Here is a 19,272-nt window from a genome sequence, read left to right as displayed (position 1 = left end):
CCGGGCGGGGCCCGCGGCGGTGGGGGTCACGGCTGGCGGGAGGCGGTCCGTTCGTGGGCGAGGACGGCCCAGACCTCGGTGTCCTGGCGCACGCCGCGGTGGAGGTGGTTCTGCCGCATGACGCCGTCGCGGGTGAGCCCGAGGCGTCGGGCGGCGGCGATGCTCTTCTCGTTGCCGGCGGCGACGTGCCATTCCACGCGGTGCATGCCGCGGACGTCGAAGGCCCAGTCGATCAGGATCCGGCAGGCCTTGGTGACGAGGCCCCGGCCGGCCGCGGCGGGCTCCAGCCAGCAGCCGACCTCGCAGGTGCCGGCGTCGGCGTCGAAGGTGCGGAAGAGGACCCCGCCGACGAGGGTGCCGTCGACCCGGATGCCGTAGAGGCGGGCGCCGTCCCGGGCGGCCTCCTCCGCCTTGGAACCGAGCAGGTGCCGCGCCGATTCGAGGTCGGTGACCCGGTCCGGCAGGCTGATGAACTCGCCGATGAACGCGCGGCCCCGGTCCATGTGCGCCAGGAACTCCTCGGCGTGCCAGACCTCCAGCGGGAACAGCTGGGCGTCGTCGGCCAGGTCTATCGCGAACATGAGTGCTTCCTTACGGCTCGTGACCGGTCAGCGGGACGTGCGGGCCGGTTCGGCGTGGTCGGCGTCCGGCCGCTGCGACGGAAGTGTCGCACGGGGCGTGGCGTGTTCCGGCGGCTCGATGCTGATGCGGGGGAGCCTGCGGTCCAGCCAGGCGGGGATCCACCAGTTCGCGCCGCCGAGCATGTGCATGAGCGCGGGGACGAGCAGGGTGCGCAGCACGAAGGCGTCGAGGGCCACGGCCGCGGCGAGGGCGATGCCGAACATGGCGATGAGGCGGTCTCCGCTGAGCACGAAGGCCAGGAAGACGGAGATCATGATGACGGCCGCCGAGTTGATCACGCGGCTGGTCTCGGCGAGGCCCACGCGGACGGCCCGCCGGTTGTCGCCGGTCTCCAGCCATTCCTCGTACATCCGGCTGACGAGGAAGACCTGGTAGTCCATGGACAGTCCGAAGAGCACGGACACCATGATCACCGGCAGGAAGGGCTCGATCGGGCCGGCGCTGCCCAGCCCCATCGGCTCGCTCCCCCAGCCCCACTGGAAGATCACGACGACGACGCCGAAGGAGGAGGCGACGGCCGCGACGTTCATGGCGGCGGCCTTGAGCGGGATGCCTATGGACCGGAAGGCGAGCAGCAGCAGGACGCAGCCGAGGGCGATGACCACCCCGACGAAGAGCGGCAGCTTGCCGACGATCACCTCGGCGAAGTCGTCGTAGCCGGCCGTCACCCCGCCCACGTGGACGTCCATGGAGCTGCCGTGCGCGGCGCGCGGGATGACCTCGCCGCGCAGGGTGTCGACCAGTTCGCTCGTGGCCCGGGACTGCGGCGCGAAGTCCGGTACGACCGTCAGGACGGCGGTGTCCCCGCTGCGGTTGAGGACGGCGGGGCCGGCGGAGGCGACGCCGTCGGTGGTGCGCAGGGCATCGGCGAGGCGCTCGACGGCGACGCGGTCCCCGGCCCCGTCGAGGCGGGCGACGACGGTGAGCGGTCCGTTCGTGCCGGGCCCGAAGCCGTCGGCCAGCAGGTCGTAGGCCTTGCGGGTGGTGGAGGTGGCCGGGTTGTTGCCCTGGTCGGAGGTGCCGAGGTGGAGCGAGAGGGTCGGCAGCGCGAGCACCGCCATCACCAGGGTCGCGGCCAGTCCGAGCAGTTTGGGGCGCCGTTCGACGAAGGCCGACCAGCGGGCGGCGAAGCCGGTGGGCGTCTGGGGCCGGGGGCCTTCGGCGGCGAGCCTGCGCCGTTCGCGGCGCGAGAGGGCCCGTATGCCGATGTAGGAGAGGAGGGCGGGCAGCAGGGTGACGGAGGCCGCCACGGTCAGGATCACGGTGAGGGACGCGGCTATCGCGACCCCGGTGAGGAAGTTCAGCCGCAGGACGAGCATGCCGAGCAGCGCGATGCAGACGGTGGCTCCGGCGAAGACGACGGCCCGGCCGGTGGTGGCGACGGCGCCGGCGGCGGCTTCCTCTACGGTGAGGCCGCCGGCCAGGCCCTTGCGGTGCCGGGTGACGATGAACAGGGCGTAGTCGATGCCGACCCCGAGGCCGACGAGGGTGCCCAGCATCGGGGCGAAGTCGGCGACGGGCATGGCGTGCCCGAGGAGGGTGATGCCGAAGTAGGCGCTGCCGACGCTGACGAGGGCGGTCGCGATGGGCAGGAGGCTCGCGGCGAGGGAGCCGAAGGCGAGGAAGAGGACCACGGCGGCGATGGCGACGCCGATGACCTCGGCGAGGTGCGCGGTGGGCGCCTCGGTGAGCCCGATGGCGCGGCCGCCGAGTTCGACCTGGAGGCCGTCGGCCTGGGTGGCGGCGTTCTTCGCGGTGTCGACGACTGCCTTGGCCTGGGCCTTGGGTACGGAGTCGGCCGGCCGGTCGAAGGTGACCACGGCGTAGGCGGTGCGGCCGTCGGGGCTGATCCGGGCGGCGGCGGCCGGGCCGGGTCCGTAGGGGCCGGCGACCGAGGCCACCCCGGGGAGGGCCGCGACGGCGTCCAGGGCGCGGGTCATGCGCTGTTCTATGTCCGGGGTGCGTGCCGTCCGGTGGTCCGGGGCCCGCCACACGATGGTGTCGGTGTCGCCGCCCTGTCCGTGGAACCCTTCGCGCAGGAGGGCGTGGGCCTTGGCGGACTCGGTGCCGGGGACCTCGTAGTCGTTGGAGAACGCGGTCCCGGCGGCTCCGGCCGCCGCGGCGGTCCCGCCGAGGGCGAGCAGCCAGATCAGGACGGTGACCAGACGGTGCCGCAGGCACCACCGTGCGATTGCTGCCAACGGACGTGCTCCCTGGTGGTTCGGATCTTCACCGGGAGGTGGCCCGACGCAAAGAACTCATGAACTCGTGGACTTGTGAAGGTGCGGCCGCGAGGTCCACCGCGGCCGGGGTGGTCTACACCTCGATTGACACGATTCCACCCTTTCGTGATCGTTGGCTGGTTTCGTGTTGATCGTCACAGCCTTGCGGCGAGATGCGGGACCTTGGTCACTGGTGCGCGGGGACGGAGGGCTCGTCGGCCCGGTATCCGGGGACCGAGGGCCAGCGCACGGTGAGCACCACCGTGTCCTCCTCCGCGTACCAGGAGTGGTCGACCCCGCGCCCCCAGACCACGTAGTCGCCCTGTTCGGCGAGGACGACGGTGCGGCCGGGGAACTCCAGCCGGAACCGGCCGCTGATGAGCACCTGGAGGGCGGTGCGCCGTTCGCCGGTCACCCAGCGGTCGCGTTCCTCGCCCTTGGGGTGGACCCCCCACTTGATCTCGACGTCCTCGCTGTGGCGGGGATCGCCGGGATTCTTGAAGTGGCCGAGGAGCCAGCCCCGGTCGGCGGCGGCGTCGGGGGTGGCCTTGCCGGTGTAGATGGCGGAGTCGTCGTTCACGGGACGAGGCTAATCCAGTTGTATGCACGGCCGGACAGCTGGTCAGGTGACCCCCATGACGATGGATCCCGATGAACTCCTGAAGGTGCGCGACCGGTACGACCGGGAGATGCGGCGCGACGCCCGGCCCGACTCCTCCCACGCGCGGGTGGAACGGGTGGGCCCGGTGGTACGCCAGACCGTGCCGGGGCTCGGCTGGAACGGCGTGCTCTGGTCGGACCTCGACGAGGACACCGCGGACGCGGAGATCGCGGCGCAGGTGGCCCACTTCGGCGCGCGCGGGGACGAGGAGGGCGGGCCGGAGTTCGAGTGGAAGCTGTACTCCCACGACCGCCCGGCGGACCTCGGGGACCGGCTGCTGGCGGCCGGGTTCGTGCCGGAGCCGCCGGAGACGCTGCTGGTGGGCCGGACGGCCGACCTCGCCGCCCTGCCGGTGGAGCCGCCCGAGGGAATCACCCTGCGGGTGGTCACGGACGAGGCCGGGGTCGATCTGATGATGGAGGTCCACCGGCGGGCCTTCGGGACCGAGCGGCCCCGGATCCGGGAGCAGATGCTGCGGCTGGTGCTGGACGAGCCGGAGACGATCGAGGCCGTGGTGGCGATGGCCGGGGACGTCCCGGTCAGCGCGGCCCGGATGGAGATGCGGCCCGGCAGTGCCTTCGCCGGACTCTGGGGCGGTGGCACCGACCCGCAGTGGCGCGGCCGCGGCATCTACCGCCTGCTGGTGGCCCACCGCGCCCGCGTGGCCCGGGAGCTCGGGATCCCGTACCTCCAGGTGGACGCGTCCGACGACAGCCGCCCGATCCTGGAGCGCCTGGGCTTCGGCGTCCTCGGGGTGACGACCCCGTACGTCTGGCCCGGCCGCACCGCCTGACGCGCCGCGAGTCCTCTCAGCTCGCGCGCCAGTACCCCAGGCTGTTCACCCGCTGCCTGGGCAGGCCCAGGTCCTTCCTGAGGTACGCCGTCAGGCCGCGGGTGGTGGCCGTGTCGCAGGCCAGCCAGACGTACGCGGCGGCCGGGTCCGGGCCCAGCAGCTCCGGCAGTTCGGCCCTGACCCGGTCGGCCAGCGCGCTGCCGTCCCGGGCCACCCGGCGGATGTCGTGCCGGCCCGCCTCGGCCCGTACCGGCAGGTCCGCGTCGGAGGCGTGCTGGGTCTCGAACCAGACGGTGGCCGGGGTCCGCGGATAGGCGTCCAGCAGGGAGTTGACGGCCGGCAGCGAGGCCGGGTCGCCGATCACGAGCAGCCGCTCCGGCTCCGGGTCCGGGGCGCTGAAGCCGGTGCCCTGGACGGTGGCCTCCAGGGTGTCCCCCGGCCGGGCCGAGCGTGCCCACCGGCTGGCCAGCCCGTCGTGCAGGGCGAACTCGAAGGCGAAGGTCCCGGCGGCCGGGTCGGGGTCGACCAGCGTGTAGGCCCGCTGGTGCGGACGGCCGCCGCCCTGGAACCAGACCCGGACCCACATGGTCGGGTGCAGGGAATCGCCCGCGGCCGCCAGGAGGCCGCCGTCGGTGAAGCGGACCCGCCGGAAGTGCTCCGTGACCTCCTCGGCCCCCGTGACCGTGAACGTGAAGTCCTTGCCGCGCAGCAGCTTGAGGACCACGCCCTCCCAGCCCTTGCCGACCGCCATGTCCGCCCCTTCCCCCGACGCCCTTATAGTTAGGCCAGCCTAACCTAAGACGCCTGGGGAAAAGTGAGCAGCGTGACTACAGAGCCCTACGAGGTCTACCGCGACAGCTGGGGGATCCCGCACCTGCGCGCCTCCGACCCTATCCGCCTCGCCTACGCCCAGGGCCGCGTCACCGCCCTCGACCGGGCCTGGCAGCTCGAGGTCGAGCGGCACCGCGCGCAGGGCTCCAGCGCCGCGTTCCTCGGCGCCGACTGCGTCCCCTGGGACCGCTTCGCCCGCCAGGCCCGCCTCGACGACACCGCCCGCCGCTGCCACGAGGCCCTCGACCCCGAGACCGCCGCCTGGCTCCGCGCCTACGTCGACGGCGTCAACGCCGGGCTCGCCGAAGGCGCCTCCCGCGACGAGCGCTTCGCCCGCACCGGCCACATCCCCACGCCGTGGGAGCCCTGGGTCCCGCTCTCCGTCTGGATCGCCACCCACATCCTCTTCGCGGGCTTCGCCACCAAGCTCTGGCGCGAGCGCGTCGCCTCCGTCCTGGGAGACGGGGCCGCCACCCTCTTCGCGACCGACGGCCCCGGCACCGCCGGCAGCAACGGCTGGCTCGTCCCGGGCGACCGGACCACCACCGGTGCGGCGATCATCGCGGGCGACCCGCACCGCTTCATCGAAGACCCGGGCGTCTACCAGCAGATGCGCATCTCCTGCCCCGAGTACGACGTGCTCGGCCTCGCCGTCCCCGGGGTCCCCGGCCTCGCCCACTTCGGCCACGCCGGCGGTGTCGCCTGGGCCATCACCAACGCCATGGCCGACTACCAGGACCTCTACGCCGAGCGGCTGCGCCCCACCCCGGACGGCCTGGAGGCGCTGGGCCCCGACGGCGTCTGGGAGCCCGTCGCGCGCCACACCGAGACCATCGCGGTGGCCGGCGGCGATGACGTCGAGGTCGAGGTCCTGGAGACCGCGCGCGGCCCGGTCGTCGTCCGGGAGCACGCGGAGGGCGCGCAGAACCCGGAGGGCGCTGAGGGCGCTGAGGGCGCTGAGGGCGCCGGGAACGCGTCGGGCCTCGTCCCCGCGGGCGCCGACGCCCTCTCCCTGCGCTACCCGCCGCGCGTCCGCCGCGACCTCGGCTTCGCCGCACTGCCCGCCCTGCTGCGTGCCCGTACCGTCGCCGACGTCGACCGCGCCCTCGACGGCTGGGCCGAGCCGGTCAACGTCGTCCACGCCGCCGACTCCGAAGGCGGCCTGCTGCACCGGGTCGCGGGAGCCGTACCCCTGCGCGAGGCCGCGAACCGGCTCCGGCCGGTGCCCGCCTGGGACGCACGGCACGCCTGGCGGGGCTGGGCGCCCACCCCCGCCGAGCCGGTGCAGGGCTTCGCCGTCATGGCGAACGCGCGCGGCATCGCCTCCCCCCTCGGCGTGGAGTTCGCGCCCCCGCACCGCGCCGACCGGATCCGGGAGCTGCTCAGCGGCTCGGCGGACTGGTCCCCGAAGGCCATGGCCGACGTACACCGCGACACCTACCTGGGCTCAGCCGGACCCCTGCTCGCGCTGCTGCCCGCCCCGGACGGCCTCTCCCCCGCCGCCGCCCGGCTCCGCGAACGCCTCCTGGCCTGGGACCGGCACATGGACGCCGACAGCACCGACGCCGCCGTCTTCGCCGCCTTCCGGACCGCGACCGTACGCCGGTTCGCCGCCGATCCCGTCTTCGCGGGCCTGGCCCCGGCCCCCGCCGGCCCGGAGGTGTTCCACCCCTGGCTGTACCTGCTGCCGCGCGTCGGCTACGCCCTCGAAGGCCTGCTGACCACCCCGCTCCTGCCCGGACTCGACCGCGCCGCGCACGTGCGCGCCGCCCTGGAGGAGACGGCCGCCGCCGACGCCCCCGACACCCCGTGGTCGCGGCTGCACGTCCTCGCCCCCTGGTCGGCGCTGCCGGATCCGGACGCCGAGTGGCCGGGCCTGGGCGGGGACCACGACTGCGTCAACGCCACCTCCTCCGTGCCCGGTTTCACCGACCTCGCGGCCCGCGCCTCCGCGGCCCGCTACGTCTGGGACCTGGCCCGCCGCGAGGACAGCCTCTGGGCGGTCCCGCTGGGCGCGGACGGCGTCTCCGGCTCCCCCCACCACCGCGACCAGCTCCCCCTCTGGGCGCGCTGCGAACTCGTACCCGTCGTCACCGACTGGGCCCGCCTCACCAAGGAATCCGCATGATCACCGGCTCCCCCGCCCCCGCCCCCGCCCGTACGCCCGTCCACACCCAGCAGGTCGAGGGCTTCGGGACGGTCACGATCACCCCCGTCGACCCCGCCGCCGACTCCGCGCTGATCCACAGCTGGGTCACCGAGGAGCGGGCACGCTTCTGGGGCATGGCCGAGGCCAGCCGCGAACTGGTCCAGGAGATCTACGAGGACGTCGACCGGCGCACCACCCACCACGCGTTCATGGTCGCCCGCGACGGAGAGCCGGTCGCGCTCTTCCAGACGTACGAGTGCTCCGAGGACCGGGTCAGCGAGTGCTACGAGGCCCGGCCCGGGGACGTCGGCGTGCACCTGCTGATCGGCCCCAGCCAGGGCGGGGTCCAGCACGGCTTCACCGGATCCCTGATGACGGCCTTCATCACCTACGTCTTCTCCGACCCGGCCGTCCGGCGCGTCGTCGCCGAGCCGGACGCCCGCAACGCCAAGGCCATCGGCCTGCTGGAGCGGACCGGCTTCGTGCTCGGCCCGGAGGTCGAGCTTCCGGAGATCGACCTGCCCGAGGTCCACCTCCCGGCCAAGCCGGCCCGCCTGGCCTTCCTCAGCGCGCCGGCCGCCCGCTGAGGAACTCCGTGACCAGCGACGCCCACTCCGCCGGGCGCTCGGCGAACGGAAGGTGCCCGGTGGGCAGTTCCGCGCGCCGCGCGTCCGGCAGGGCGTCCGCCAGCTCCCGCTGGAGGGCGGGCGGCACGAGCCGGTCCAGGGTCGTCTCGACGACCAGGACCGGTACGCCGATCCCCGCGAGTTCCGCGCGCAGGTCCATGCCCTTGATCAGCGCGGCCTGGGCCCAGCCCCCGGGCGTCACCGAGGACGCGGTCCCCCGCACCGCGTCCTCCAGCTGCTCGGCACTCAGCGCCTCCAGCTGCTCCTGACCGAGCACCAGCGGTACGAGGAGCCGCGCGAGCAGCTCGTTCTCTCCGCGCCGGCCCAGCTCGGACCACATCTCCCCCAGCAGCCCGAACGCGTGGCCGGCCCGCGCGAAGGCCGCGGTGAGCACGAGCGCGCTCACCCGCTCCGGGTACCGGGTGGCGACCCTGACGGCCACGCTCCCGCCGAGGGAGTAGCCGAGCACGGCGAACCGCTCCAGCCCCTCGGCGTCGGCGGCGGCCATGAGCTGGTCGGCCAGCTCGTCGAGGCTCAGCGGCCCCTCCGCCTCCGGGGTGTCCCCGGCGCCCGGGTAGTCGACGCCGACGACGCTGTGCCGGGCGGCGAGGGCGTCCAGCAGCGGCCCGAAGTTGGCCTCCACCGACCCGCCCGCTCCGTGGGCGAGCAGCAGGCCGGGGCCGCCGCTCCCGGTGCGGGCGGTGCGGGCGTAGTGGGCGCGGCGCACCCCGGACGTGATCGCGGACATGAGGATCCCCCGTTTCTTTTCGTAGCGGTCGCTACAGAAAGAAACCTACCCGATTTGACTAGCGACCGCTACAGAAGGTCGTCCACCCCGGGCACCACCAGGCCGAAGAGGTCGCCGACCGTGGTCAGCGCGGCGGCCTGGAGGGCGGCGGCGGGCAGGACCGAGCCGTCCGGGGCGGCCAGGGGACGGGTGGCGGTGGCCTCGGCGACCACGGTGGGACGGTAGCCGCGGTAGAAGGCCCCCTCGGCGGTGAAGGTGACGCACATGTGCGTCATGAACCCGGCCAGCACCAGGTCCTTGCCGCTGCCCGCGCCGCATCCGAGGCCGGTCAGGACCTTCTCCAGCTCGGTGGCGTGGAAGGCGTTGGGGGCCCGCTTGACCACCACCGCCTCACCTCCGGCCGGGGCGACCTCGTCGCTGATGGCGCCGATGCGGGCGCGGATGTCGTACGGGGTGCCCTCGCCGCCGTCGTTGACGACGTGGACCACCGGCGCACCGGCGGCACGGGCGTGCTCCAGCAGCCGGGCGCCCGCCGCGAGCGCCTCCTCGGCGCCGTCCAGGGCCATCACGCCGGTGCGGTAGGTGTTCTGGAAATCGATCATCACCAGAACGGAGTCCGCCAGCCGGGCCGGACGCCCCTCCAGCCCGCTCACCTCGCGCAGCGTCGCGGAAGCGGCGCTCGCGGCGGCACCCGCGCCCGCGCTCCCGCTCCCGCTCCCGTTCGTGCTCGTGTTCGTGTTCGTGTTCGCGCTCATGAGAAACCTTCCAAAAGGGAGAAATTGCATGGAAGAAGGCATGGCAAGGCCGCCCTTCCTCCTCCAACGGGTCGGTGCGGCTCAGCCGGCCTGCGTACGGAACCGGCGGCGGTAGGCCGCCGGGGTCGTCGCGAGCTGCCGGCGGAAGGCCCGGTGCAGGGTCTCCGCCGAGCCGAGACCGGCGGCGGCCGCGACCTGGTCGAGCGGGCTGTCGGTGGTCTCCAGCACCCGCCGGGCCACCTCGATGCGGGCCGCTTCGACGTAGGCGGCGGGACTGGTGCCGGTCTCCTGGGTGAAGACGCGGGCGAAGTGCCGCTCGCTCAGGCACATCCGGGCCGCGAGGGCGGGGGCGGACAGGTCCGCGTCGAGGTGGTCGGCGATCCACAGCCGAAGGTCGTCGATGTCCCGCCGCCCGGCGGCCGGCCGGCTGAGCGGAACCGAGAACTGGCTCTGGCCGCCCTGCCGCTTGAGGTACATCACCAGCTGCCGGGCCACCGCCAGCGCGGCCTGCTCGCCCAGGTCCTCCGCGACCAGGGCCAGCGCCAGGTCCAGACAGGCGCTGATCCCCGCCCCGGTCCAGAGCCGGCCGCGGTCGGTCCGTACGAAGATCGGATCGGGGTCGACCGCGACCTCCGGGTGGTCGGCCGCCAGCTGCGCGGCCGTCGACCAGTGCGTGGTCGCCGTACGCCCGTCCAGCAGCCCCGCCGCCGCCAGCAGGTGCGCCCCCACGCACACCGACGCCACCCGCCGGGCGTGCGGGGCGGTCTCCCGCACCCACGCCACGACGGAGTCCTCGATCCGGGCGACGGGCCCGGACTCGGTCATGTCGACCGCGCCGGGCACCAGCAGGGTGTCCACCCGCCCGCCGACCTCCCCGAAGGCGACGTCGGTGAGCAGCCGCACCCCGGCCGAGGTCCGCACCGGCCCGGCGACGGGCCCCGCGAGGAGGACCTCGTAGCCGGCCCGCCCGCCGGTCTCCCGGTTGGCCAGGGCGAAGACCTCGGCCGGACCGGTGACGTCGAGGAGGTCGACATCGGGGAAGACCGCGATGACGACCCGGTGCGAAGTGGGCATGCACCCATCCTCACGTGACCCCCGCATGGCGGCAATGACGATTCCCCGTCACATCCGGACACGCCCCGGCGGGCCCGGGCACGGCGAAGGCCCCGCACCGGATTCCGGTGCGGGGCCTTCGTCGGGAACCGGTGGCTCAGCCCTCGACGCCGAGGCGTTCCAGGATGAGCTCCTTGACGCGCGCCGCGTCGGCCTGGCCGCGGGTGGTCTTCATGACCGCGCCGACCAGGGCGCCCACGGCGGCGATCTTGCCGCCGCGGATCTTGTCGGCGATGGCCGCGTTGCCCGCGATGGCCTCGTCCACGGCCGCGCCGAGCGCGCCCTCGTCCGAGACGACCTTCAGGCCGCGCTTGTCGACGACCTCGTCCGGGGTGCCCTCGCCGGCGAGGACGCCCTCGATGACCTGACGGGCCAGCTTGTCGTTCAGGTCGCCGGCCGCGACGAGCGCCGCGATCCGGGCCACCTGGGCCGGGGTGATCGGCAGCTCGTCGACCGAGACGCCCTGCTCGTTGGCGTTGCGGGCCAGCTCGCCCATCCACCACTTGCGCGCGGCGGCCGAGTCGGCGCCCTCCTCGATGGTGGCGACGATGGAGTCCACGGCGCCCGCGTTGAGGATGGACTGCATGTCGTGCTCGCTGACGCCCCACTCCTCGCGGAGACGGTTGCGGCGCACGCGCGGCATCTCGGGCAGACCGGCGCGCAGCTCCTCGACCCACTCACGGGCCGGGGCGACGGGGACCAGGTCGGGCTCCGGGAAGTACCGGTAGTCCTCGGCGTTGTCCTTGATGCGGCCGGCCGTGGTGGAGCCGTCCTCCTCGTGGAAGTGCCGGGTCTCCTGCACGATCGAGCCGCCGGAGGACAGCACCGCCGCGTGCCGCTGGATCTCGAAGCGCGCGGCGCGCTCGACGGAACGCAGCGAGTTGACGTTCTTGGTCTCCGAGCGGGTGCCGAATTCCTTCGTCCCGTTGGGGCGCAGCGACAGGTTCACGTCGCAGCGCATCTGGCCCTTGTCCATGCGGGCCTCGGAGACGCCGAGCGCCTTGATGACCTCGCGCAGCTCGGCCACGTACGCCTTGGCGACCTCGGGGGCCCGCTCGCCCGCGCCCTCGATCGGCTTGGTGACGATCTCGATGAGCGGGATGCCGGCGCGGTTGTAGTCCAGCAGGGAGTGGGACGCGCCGTGGATGCGGCCGGTGGCGCCGCCGACGTGCAGCGACTTGCCGGTGTCCTCCTCCATGTGGGCGCGCTCGATCTCCACGCGGAAGACCTCGCCGTCCTCCAGCTGGACGTCCAGGTAGCCGTTGAAGGCGATGGGCTCGTCGTACTGGGAGGTCTGGAAGTTCTTCGGCATGTCCGGATAGAAGTAGTTCTTCCGGGCGAAGCGGCACCACTCGGCGATCTCGCAGTTCAGCGCGAGACCGATCTTGACGGCGGACTCGACGCCGATCGCGTTGACGACCGGGAGGGAGCCGGGCAGACCGAGGCAGGTCGGGCAGGTCTGCGAGTTGGGCTCGGCGCCCAGCTCGGTGGAACAGCCGCAGAACATCTTGGTCTTGGTGCCGAGCTCGACATGGACCTCAAGGCCCATGACGGGGTCGTACGACGCGAGGGCGTCCTCGTACGACAGCAGTTCGGTGAAGGTGGTCACGGTGAAACTTTCCCTCTCAGCCCAGCAGGACGTCGTCGTCGCCGAGGCGCTTCAGCTCGCGGTACAGGATCGCGAGGCCGGTGACGATGGCGGCTGCGGATACGACGGCGTCGACGAGCTGGAGCGTGTCCTGCTCGGTGCGGGCCTTGCGGACCTGCTTGATCACGCTGATGGCACCGAAGGCGGTGGTGCCCATCGACAGGTACGTCCCGGTCCTGGACTTCTTGAAGCCCTTGGCCTTGGACAGTGCACTGGAACTCACAGCGACGGAGCCTCCTCAAGCAGCGGGTGGCCCCAGCGCTCGACGAAGGCGGCCTCGACGGCGGCACCGACCTTGTACAGGCGGTCGTCCTTCATCGCCGGGGCGATGATCTGCAGTCCGACCGGCAGGCCGTCCTCCGGTGCCAGGCCGCAGGGCAGCGACATGGCGGAGTTGCCGGCCAGGTTGGTCGGGATGGTGCACAGGTCCGCGAGGTACATCGCCAGCGGGTCGTCGGTGCGCTCACCGATGGCGAAGGCGGTGGTCGGGGTCGTCGGGGAGACGATCACGTCGACCTGCTCGAAGGACTTCTCGAAGTCCTTCGTGATGAGCGTGCGGACCTTCTGGGCGGAGCCGTAGTACGCGTCGTAGTAGCCGGAGCTGAGCGCGTACGTGCCGAGGATGATGCGGCGCTTGACCTCGTCGCCGAAGCCGGCCTCGCGGGTCAGGGCGGTGACGTCCTCGGCGGACTTCGTGCCGTCGTCGCCGACGCGCAGGCCGTAGCGCATGGCGTCGAAGCGGGCCAGGTTGGAGGAGGCCTCGGACGGCGCGATCAGGTAGTACGCGGCCATGGCGAGGTCGAAGGACGGGCAGTCCAGCTCGACGATCTCGGCGCCGAGCTCCTTGAGGAGCTCCACCGACTCGTTGAAGCGCTGCACGACACCGGCCTGGTAGCCCTCGCCGGCGAACTGCTTGACGACACCGACGCGCATGCCGGCGACGGAGCCGTTGCGGGCGGCCTCGACGACCGGCGGGACCGGGGCGTCGATGGAGGTGGAGTCGAGCGGGTCGTGGCCGGCGATGACCTCGTGGAGGAGGGCCGCGTCCAGGACCGTACGGGCGCACGGGCCGCCCTGGTCGAGGGAAGAGGAGAAGGCCACCATGCCGTAGCGGGAGACGCCGCCGTAGGTGGGCTTCACGCCGACGGTGCCGGTGACGGCGGCGGGCTGGCGGATGGAGCCGCCGGTGTCCGTGCCGATGGCCAGCGGGGCCTGGAAGGCGGCCAGCGCGGCCGCGGAGCCGCCGCCGGAGCCGCCGGGGATCCGGGTGAGGTCCCAGGGGTTGCCGGTGGGGCCGAAGGCGCTGTTCTCGGTGGAGGACCCCATGGCGAATTCGTCCATGTTGGTCTTGCCGATGATGACGACGCCGGCTTCCTTCAGCTTGCGCGTCAGGGTGGCGTCGTACGGCGGGATCCAGCCCTCGAGGATCTTCGAACCGACGGTGGTCGGGACCCCGACGGTGGTGAAGATGTCCTTGAGCGCGAGCGGGACGCCGGCCAGCGGGCCGAGCTTCTCGCCGGCCGCCCGCTTGGCGTCCACGGCGCGGGCCTGCTCCAGGGCGCCCTCGCGGTCGACGTGCAGGAAGGCGTTGACCTTCTCGTCCGTCGCCTCGATGCGCGCGAGGTGGGCCTCGGTGACCTCGACGGCCGTGAGCTCGCCGGAGGCGATCTTCTCGGCGGTCTGGGCGGCCGTGAGCTTGATGATGTTGGTGTCAGCCATGGTGATTAGTCCTCCCCCAGGATCTGCGGCACCTTGAAACGCTGCTGCTCCTGGGCGGGAGCACCGGAAAGCGCCTGCTCGGGGGTGAGCGAGGGACGGACCTCGTCCGCGCGCATGACGTTCGTCAGCGGCAGCGGGTGGGAGGTCGGCGGGACGTCTTGGTCGGCGACCTCGGAAACGCGGGCGACCGCGCCGATGATGTCGTCGAGCTGTCCGGCGAAGTGGTCGAGCTCTTCGCTCTTCAGTTCCAGACGTGCCAGCCGAGCGAGGTGGGCGACCTCCTCGCGCGTGATGCCAGGCATGCAGCGATCCTCTGGGGTTGGAAATGTGGGCGTAGCCCCAATCCTAGAGGTCGCCGTTGCCCCGCATCGCACCAGATATTCATCCCCGCTTCCGCGGGGAGCGGAGCCGGCCGGCGAACCGGTCGGGCCCGTCGCTGGGATCAGCCCCTCGGGCGGCGGGGAGCACGGCGCTCGGCGCACGCGGAATCACCCGGCGCCACGCCCCCGACGGGTCACTGGGCCGGGGTTTCGGCGGCGGCCGCCGCGGCGAGCTCCGCCGTGATGTCGGCCGGGCGGCGCCAGCCGCGCTCGCCGCGGGCCAGCAGCCAGGCGGTGGCCTCCTGCGGGGGCATCGCGGCGGCGACCAGCCAGCCCTGGACGGCGTCGCAGCCCAGGTCCCGCAGGCGCTCCCAGGTCTCGTCGTCCTCCACGCCCTCGGCGACGACCAGCAGGCCCAGGGAGTGCGCGAGGTCGACCGTGCAGCGGACGATCTCCGCGTCCTGGGCGTCCACGGCCAGCCGTGCCACGAACGAGCGGTCGATCTTCAGCTCGCTCACGGGCAGCCGGCGCAGGTGCACCAGCGAGGAGTAGCCGGTGCCGAAGTCGTCGAGGGACATCTTGACGCCGTGCCCGGTCAGCCCGGCCATGGTGTCGGCCGCCCGCTGCGGGTCCTCCAGCAGGACGTGTTCCGTTATCTCCAGCTGGAGGCCGCTCGCCGGGACCCCGTGCCGGGCCAGCCGGGCGGCGACGGCTCCGGCGAAGCCGGGGGTGTGGACGTCGCGCGGCGAGACGTTGACGGCGACGGGGACCTTCAGGCCCTGGGCCCGCCAGCGGGCGACCTGGGCGAGGGCCGTCTCCAGGACGTACTCCGTCAGGTGCGGCATCAGTCCGGAGGTCTCGGCGATCGCGATGAACTCGTCCGGGGAGACCCGCCCGCGCTCCGGGTGCACCCAGCGGACCAGTGCCTCCAGGCCCGCGACCTGTCCGTCGAAGCGGACCTTCGGCTGGTAGTGGAGTTCCACCTCGCCGGCGTCGAGGGCCCGGCGCAGGTCTCCGAGCAGGCCGAGCCGGTCGGGGGTGTTGCTGTCGCGCTTGGACTCGTAGACCTCCACGCCCGTGCGGTCCCGCTTCGCCTGGTACATGGCCACGTCGGCGCGGCGCAGCAGCCCTTCGGCGTCGAGCGCGTGGTCGGGGAAGACGGCCAGCCCGGCGCTGGCCTCCAGGACCAGGGTCAGGCCGTCGAGGTCCAGCGGGGAGCTGAGTTCGGCGACCAGGCCGCGGGCGACCCGCTGGGCGCTGGTGGTGGAGTCGGTGGCGGGCAGCAGGACGGCGAACTCGTCGCCGCCGAGCCGGGCCGCCTCGGCCTCGGCGGGGAGGGCCTGGCGCAGCCGCTCGGCGATCTGGAGCAGCAGCCGGTCCCCCGCGAGGTGGCCCAGGGTGTCGTTGACGGCGCGGAAGCGGTCCAGGTCGATCAGGACGAGGGCCGACCGGGTGCCCAAACGTTCAGCCTCGTCCAGGGCGGACCAGGCCCGCTCCAGCAGCCACTGCCGGTTCGGCAGTCCGGTCAGCGGGTCGCGCAGCTGTTCCTCGGCGCGGGCGCGGGCGATCCACAGGGTGGAGTCGAGGGCGATGAGCGGTACGGCGAACAGCGGCAGCAGCACCGGCTGGGTGCTGGCGACCACGCAGATCAGCGGAGTGATGCCGAGCAGGGCGGCGGCGACCAGGGCCTGGCGCAGGATGGTCGCGCGGGCGACGGTGGGCAGCCCGCCGCCGCGCGGGGTGAGCGCGAACCAGAGCAGGATCCGGGTCACCAGCAGGTAGGAGAGGGCGACGAGGGCGACCTCGGGGGCGGCGGCGAGGTCCCAGTCCATGGGCAGCCAGGGCTGCTCGACGCTGGGCGCGTCGCCGAAGGCGGCCAGTACGAGGGCGCCCGCGCCGATGCCGAGGATGTCGACGGAGCCGTGCAGCAGGCCCTGCCGCCAGCGCTGCCGGCGCGCGGCCCCGACGAGGGAGACCACGGCCAGGGAGACCAGGCCTGCGGGGATCCATCCGTAGAGGACGAGCACCGCGAGGGTGAGCGCGGCACCGGATCCGGTGCCGCCCCACCAGCGGTCGCGGCCCAGGGCGACGAGGTGGCCGACGATGATGCCGGTGAGCAGGGCGAGTCCCCATCCCACGGGACCGCCGGGGAAGAGCGCCTGACGGTCGGTCAGGGCGGAGGCGATGCCGGCGGCGAGCACCACGGCGGCCAGGCCCACGAGGGCGAGCGGCAGTACGGTGCGCCGACGCTCCTGGCCCGGTCCGCCCGCGCCGGGTTCGAGGGCGCGGGTCTCCGGTGTCCTGGTACCCAGGACACCCAGCCGGCCCGCCCGCACGGGCGGGATCTCCCCGCCGAATTCAGGTGACGGGTCGGCGCTTTCGGTGGGTTTCATGCCCGTCCCTCTCACAGCCGGCGATGCCGATGTCACGCGATGGCCCCGATGTCATGCCATCACGGCTGAAAGCGCATCAGGCAGCCGCGCACGACAGGCGCACCCCACAACAGTAGGACGCGAGAGGCTCCCAGGGGCAGCGGTCGGCGGTGGTTGCCCGAATGCGGCCCAGCCATCCTCATCAGTACGGTATCCGCCGAACGGGTGAGTTTGGACCAGGACCCCCCCGTCACCCGTCCGATGATCCGACAGCTCACGGCCCCTCGACCAGCCTTGTACCAGCCGTTTACCACCGGGAACCGCGCCCGGCGTGCGCCCGCCCGTACGGCCGCACGCCACGCATCCGTTCGCCTGGCCCTCCCCCTGGACGACTCCCGTGTGGGTTACTGCCCGGCGTCTGCCGCCGCTCCGTCTCCCTCTCCGGCTCCGGCTCCGGCTCCGCCCTCCAGCGGGAGGGCCGCCGCGCGGGCGGCGTCGGGGCCCTGGGCGAGCAGGATCTCGAAGCCGGCGTCGTCGAGGATCGCGAGCTTCAGCTGTACGGCCTTGTCGTACTTCGACCCGGGGTTGTCGCCGACGACGACGAAGGAGGTCTTCTTCGACACGGAGCCGGTGACCTTGGCGCCCCGGCTCTGCAGGGCCTCCTTGGCGCCGTCGCGGGTGTGGTTCCGCAGCGTGCCGGTGACGACCACGGTCAGCCCCTCCAGCGGGCGCGGCCCCTCCTCCTCGGCGGAACCTTCCTCCTCCATCCGCACGCCGGCGGCCCGCCACTTGCGCAGGATCTCCTGGTGCCAGTCGACGGCGAACCACTCCTTGAGGGAGGCGGCGATGATCGCCCCGACGCCCTCGGTGGCCGTCAGCTCCTCCTCGGTGGCCTGCTCGATGCGCTCGATCGAGCGGAACTCGCGGGCGAGCGCCTCCGCCGCCACGGGCCCCACGTGGCGGATCGACAGGCCGTTGATGATCCGGGCCAGCGGGCGGTCCTTGGCGGCGGCGATGTTCTCCAGCATGGCCAGGGCGTTCTTCTTCGGCTCGCCCTTCTGGTTGGCGAAGACCGTGACGATCTTCTCCTCGCCGGTCTTCGGGTCCCGCTTGGGCAGCCCGCTGTCCGGGTCGAGGACGTACGCCTTGATCGGGAGCAGCTGCTCGATGGTGAGGTCGAAGAGGTCGCCCTCGTCGAGCAGCGGGGGCCGGGCGGGCTCCAGCGGGCCGGTCAGGGCGGCAGCCGCGACCATCCCGAAGTTCTCGATGTCCAGGCTCTGCCGGCCGGCCAGGTAGAAGAGCCGCTCGCGCAGCTGCGCGGGGCAGGTCTGCCCGTTGGGGCACCGGACGTCGATGTCCCCCTCCTTCATCGGCCGCAGTTCCGTCCCGCAGACGGGGCAATCGGCCGGCATGACGAACGCGCGCTCGGTGCCGTCGCGCAGGTCCACCACCGGGCCGAGGATCTCGGGGATGACGTCGCCCGCCTTGCGCAGGACGACGGTGTCCCCGATGAGCACGCCCTTGGCCTTGACGACCTCCTGGTTGTGCAGGGTGGCGAACTCGACCTCGGAGCCGGCCACCGTCACCGGCTCCACCTGGGCGTACGGGGTCACGCGCCCGGTGCGCCCGACGCCGACCTTGATGTCGACGAGCTTGGTGTTGACCTCTTCGGGGGCGTACTTCCAGGCGATGGCCCAGCGCGGGGCGCGGGCGGTGGAACCCAGCCGGCCCTGGAGGGCGACCTCGTCGAGCTTGACCACGACGCCGTCGATCTCGTGCTCCACCGAGTGCCGGTTCTCGCCGAAGTGGGCGATGAACTCGCGGACCTCGGCCAGGGTGGAGACCACCCGGTTGTGCCGGGCGGTGGGCAGGCCCCATTCGCGCAGCAGCTCGTACGCCTGGGACTGGCGCTCGATCTCGAAGCCCTCACGGGCGCCGATGCCGTGCACCACCATGTGCAGCGGCCGGGTCGCGGTGACCTTCGGGTCCTTCTGGCGCAGGGAACCGGCCGCCGCGTTGCGCGGGTTGGCGAACGGCTTGCCCTCGGCCTCGACGAGCCGGGCGTTGAGCTCCTCGAATTTCTCCATCGGGAAGTACACCTCGCCCCGGATCTCGACGAGGGCCGGGACCCGGTCGCCCTTCAGGCGGTCCGGGATCTCGGCGATGGTGCGGACGTTGGGCGTGATGTCCTCGCCGGTGCGGCCGTCGCCGCGGGTGGCGGCGCGGGTGAGGCGGCCGTTCTCGTAGGTGAGGTTGACGGCGAGGCCGTCCACCTTGAGCTCGCACAGGTAGTGGTAGTCCGGGGTGTTCACGTCCCGGGCCACCCGGTCGGCCCAGGCGGACAGCTCCTCGTCGTCGAAGGCGTTGTCGAGGGAGAGCATCCGCTCGCGGTGCTCGACGGAGGCGAAGTCCGTCTCGTACGCCCCGGCCACCTTCTGGGTGGGCGAGTCGGGCGTGCGCAGCTCCGGGTACTGCTCCTCCAGGGCCTCCAGGGAGCGCAGCAGCTGGTCGAACTCGGCGTCGCTGACGACCGGCTGGTCGTTCACGTAGTACCGGAAGCGGTGCTCCTCGACCTGCTCGGCGAGCAGCTGGTGCTGTTCGCGCGCCGCCGTCGGTACTGCCGTGTCCTGCTGTTCGGCTGCCATGCCGTGTCCTCCCGTGGCCCGTCCTCGA

The 19,272-nt window shown here is 73.0% G+C and carries 16 protein-coding genes; 3 read left to right on the top strand and 13 right to left on the bottom strand.

Going from position 1 to position 19,272, the window contains the following annotated elements:
* Positions 1 to 26: 26 nt before the first annotated feature.
* From AC069X_RS16295 to AC069X_RS16285, 3 genes are all read right to left on the bottom strand, one after another.
* Positions 27 to 581, bottom strand: coding sequence for a GNAT family N-acetyltransferase (locus AC069X_RS16295; protein WP_478729174.1), 555 nt, complete (start codon positions 579 to 581; stop codon positions 27 to 29).
* 27 nt (positions 582 to 608) lie between these two features.
* Positions 609 to 2,843, bottom strand: a complete 2,235-nt coding sequence (locus tag AC069X_RS16290; RefSeq protein WP_478729172.1) for an MMPL family transporter — start codon at positions 2,841 to 2,843, stop codon at positions 609 to 611.
* Between the two features lie 208 nt (positions 2,844 to 3,051).
* A complete protein-coding gene (locus AC069X_RS16285) occupies positions 3,052 to 3,444 on the bottom strand; it encodes a cupin domain-containing protein (protein WP_478729170.1) in 393 nt (130 codons plus the stop codon).
* A 61-nt stretch (positions 3,445 to 3,505) separates the two neighbouring features.
* On the opposite strand from AC069X_RS16285, the gene AC069X_RS16280 reads away from it, so the two are divergent.
* Entirely contained in the window at positions 3,506 to 4,318 is an 813-nt protein-coding gene (locus tag AC069X_RS16280; RefSeq protein ID WP_478729270.1) for a GNAT family N-acetyltransferase, read from the top strand.
* Positions 4,319 to 4,334: 16 nt separating this feature from the next.
* On the opposite strand, the gene AC069X_RS16275 is transcribed toward AC069X_RS16280, so the two are convergent.
* Positions 4,335 to 5,069, bottom strand: a complete 735-nt coding sequence (locus AC069X_RS16275; protein WP_478729168.1) for a siderophore-interacting protein — start codon at positions 5,067 to 5,069, stop codon at positions 4,335 to 4,337.
* A 72-nt stretch (positions 5,070 to 5,141) separates the two neighbouring features.
* On the opposite strand from AC069X_RS16275, the gene AC069X_RS16270 reads away from it, so the two are divergent.
* A complete protein-coding gene (locus AC069X_RS16270) occupies positions 5,142 to 7,277 on the top strand; it encodes a penicillin acylase family protein (RefSeq protein WP_478729166.1) in 2,136 nt (711 codons plus the stop codon).
* The gene (locus AC069X_RS16265) at positions 7,274 to 7,885 is read left to right on the top strand and encodes a GNAT family N-acetyltransferase (protein WP_478729164.1); all 612 of its coding nucleotides are present in this window, start codon (positions 7,274 to 7,276) and stop codon (positions 7,883 to 7,885) included. The genes AC069X_RS16270 and AC069X_RS16265 overlap by 4 nt, the downstream gene beginning before the upstream one ends.
* Here the strand turns inward: AC069X_RS16265 and AC069X_RS16260 are convergent.
* The 9 genes from AC069X_RS16260 to ligA form a co-directional block, all read right to left on the bottom strand.
* Entirely contained in the window at positions 7,863 to 8,672 is an 810-nt protein-coding gene (locus AC069X_RS16260; RefSeq protein WP_478729162.1) for an alpha/beta fold hydrolase, read from the bottom strand. The genes AC069X_RS16265 and AC069X_RS16260 overlap by 23 nt on opposite strands.
* 68 nt (positions 8,673 to 8,740) lie before the next feature.
* The gene (locus AC069X_RS16255) at positions 8,741 to 9,334 is read right to left on the bottom strand and encodes an isochorismatase family protein (protein ID WP_478729269.1); all 594 of its coding nucleotides are present in this window, start codon (positions 9,332 to 9,334) and stop codon (positions 8,741 to 8,743) included.
* Positions 9,335 to 9,508: 174 nt separating this feature from the next.
* Positions 9,509 to 10,501 (bottom strand): GlxA family transcriptional regulator, encoded by a 993-nt coding sequence (locus AC069X_RS16250; protein ID WP_478729160.1) that lies wholly within the window; start codon positions 10,499 to 10,501, stop codon positions 9,509 to 9,511.
* A gap of 136 nt (positions 10,502 to 10,637) precedes the next feature.
* Positions 10,638 to 12,149: an Asp-tRNA(Asn)/Glu-tRNA(Gln) amidotransferase subunit GatB gene (gene gatB / locus AC069X_RS16245; protein WP_478729159.1), complete on the bottom strand. Its 1,512-nt coding sequence runs from the start codon at positions 12,147 to 12,149 to the stop codon at positions 10,638 to 10,640.
* Positions 12,150 to 12,165: 16 nt separating this feature from the next.
* On the bottom strand, positions 12,166 to 12,345 hold the full coding sequence (locus AC069X_RS16240) for a hypothetical protein (RefSeq protein ID WP_478729268.1): 180 nt from the start codon (positions 12,343 to 12,345) through the stop codon (positions 12,166 to 12,168).
* Between the two features lie 62 nt (positions 12,346 to 12,407).
* Positions 12,408 to 13,907, bottom strand: coding sequence for an Asp-tRNA(Asn)/Glu-tRNA(Gln) amidotransferase subunit GatA (gatA, locus tag AC069X_RS16235; protein ID WP_478729157.1), 1,500 nt, complete (start codon positions 13,905 to 13,907; stop codon positions 12,408 to 12,410).
* 5 nt (positions 13,908 to 13,912) lie between these two features.
* Positions 13,913 to 14,209 (bottom strand): Asp-tRNA(Asn)/Glu-tRNA(Gln) amidotransferase subunit GatC, encoded by a 297-nt coding sequence (gene gatC, locus AC069X_RS16230; protein ID WP_007266718.1) that lies wholly within the window; start codon positions 14,207 to 14,209, stop codon positions 13,913 to 13,915.
* 212 nt (positions 14,210 to 14,421) lie between these two features.
* Positions 14,422 to 16,620, bottom strand: a complete 2,199-nt coding sequence (locus tag AC069X_RS16225) for a putative bifunctional diguanylate cyclase/phosphodiesterase (protein WP_478729155.1) — start codon at positions 16,618 to 16,620, stop codon at positions 14,422 to 14,424.
* Positions 16,621 to 17,003: 383 nt separating this feature from the next.
* Positions 17,004 to 19,244 (bottom strand): NAD-dependent DNA ligase LigA, encoded by a 2,241-nt coding sequence (gene ligA / locus AC069X_RS16220; protein ID WP_478729153.1) that lies wholly within the window; start codon positions 19,242 to 19,244, stop codon positions 17,004 to 17,006.
* Positions 19,245 to 19,272 lie beyond the last annotated feature (28 nt).

The sequence above is a fragment of the Streptomyces sp. NPDC043896 genome, from assembly GCF_056435605.1.
Note: the sequence above shows the minus strand (reverse complement) of the source record. Positions and strands in the feature narration are given on the sequence as shown.

Excerpts from the sequence above, each read along its gene's own strand:
- gatA (WP_478729157.1), bottom strand. The coding sequence starts at position 13,907 with ATGGCTGACACCAACATCATCAAGCTCACGGCCGCCCAGACCGCCGAG.
- gatC (WP_007266718.1), bottom strand. The coding sequence starts at position 14,209 with ATGCCTGGCATCACGCGCGAGGAGGTCGCCCACCTCGCTCGGCTGGCA.
- AC069X_RS16265 (WP_478729164.1), top strand. The coding sequence starts at position 7,274 with ATGATCACCGGCTCCCCCGCCCCCGCCCCCGCCCGTACGCCCGTCCAC.
- AC069X_RS16225 (WP_478729155.1), bottom strand. The coding sequence starts at position 16,620 with ATGAAACCCACCGAAAGCGCCGACCCGTCACCTGAATTCGGCGGGGAG.
- AC069X_RS16240 (WP_478729268.1), bottom strand. The coding sequence starts at position 12,345 with ATGGGCACCACCGCCTTCGGTGCCATCAGCGTGATCAAGCAGGTCCGC.
- AC069X_RS16280 (WP_478729270.1), top strand. The coding sequence starts at position 3,506 with ATGGATCCCGATGAACTCCTGAAGGTGCGCGACCGGTACGACCGGGAG.
- ligA (WP_478729153.1), bottom strand. The coding sequence starts at position 19,244 with ATGGCAGCCGAACAGCAGGACACGGCAGTACCGACGGCGGCGCGCGAA.
- AC069X_RS16250 (WP_478729160.1), bottom strand. The coding sequence starts at position 10,501 with ATGCCCACTTCGCACCGGGTCGTCATCGCGGTCTTCCCCGATGTCGAC.
- AC069X_RS16295 (WP_478729174.1), bottom strand. The coding sequence starts at position 581 with ATGTTCGCGATAGACCTGGCCGACGACGCCCAGCTGTTCCCGCTGGAG.
- AC069X_RS16260 (WP_478729162.1), bottom strand. The coding sequence starts at position 8,672 with ATGTCCGCGATCACGTCCGGGGTGCGCCGCGCCCACTACGCCCGCACC.
- AC069X_RS16275 (WP_478729168.1), bottom strand. The coding sequence starts at position 5,069 with ATGGCGGTCGGCAAGGGCTGGGAGGGCGTGGTCCTCAAGCTGCTGCGC.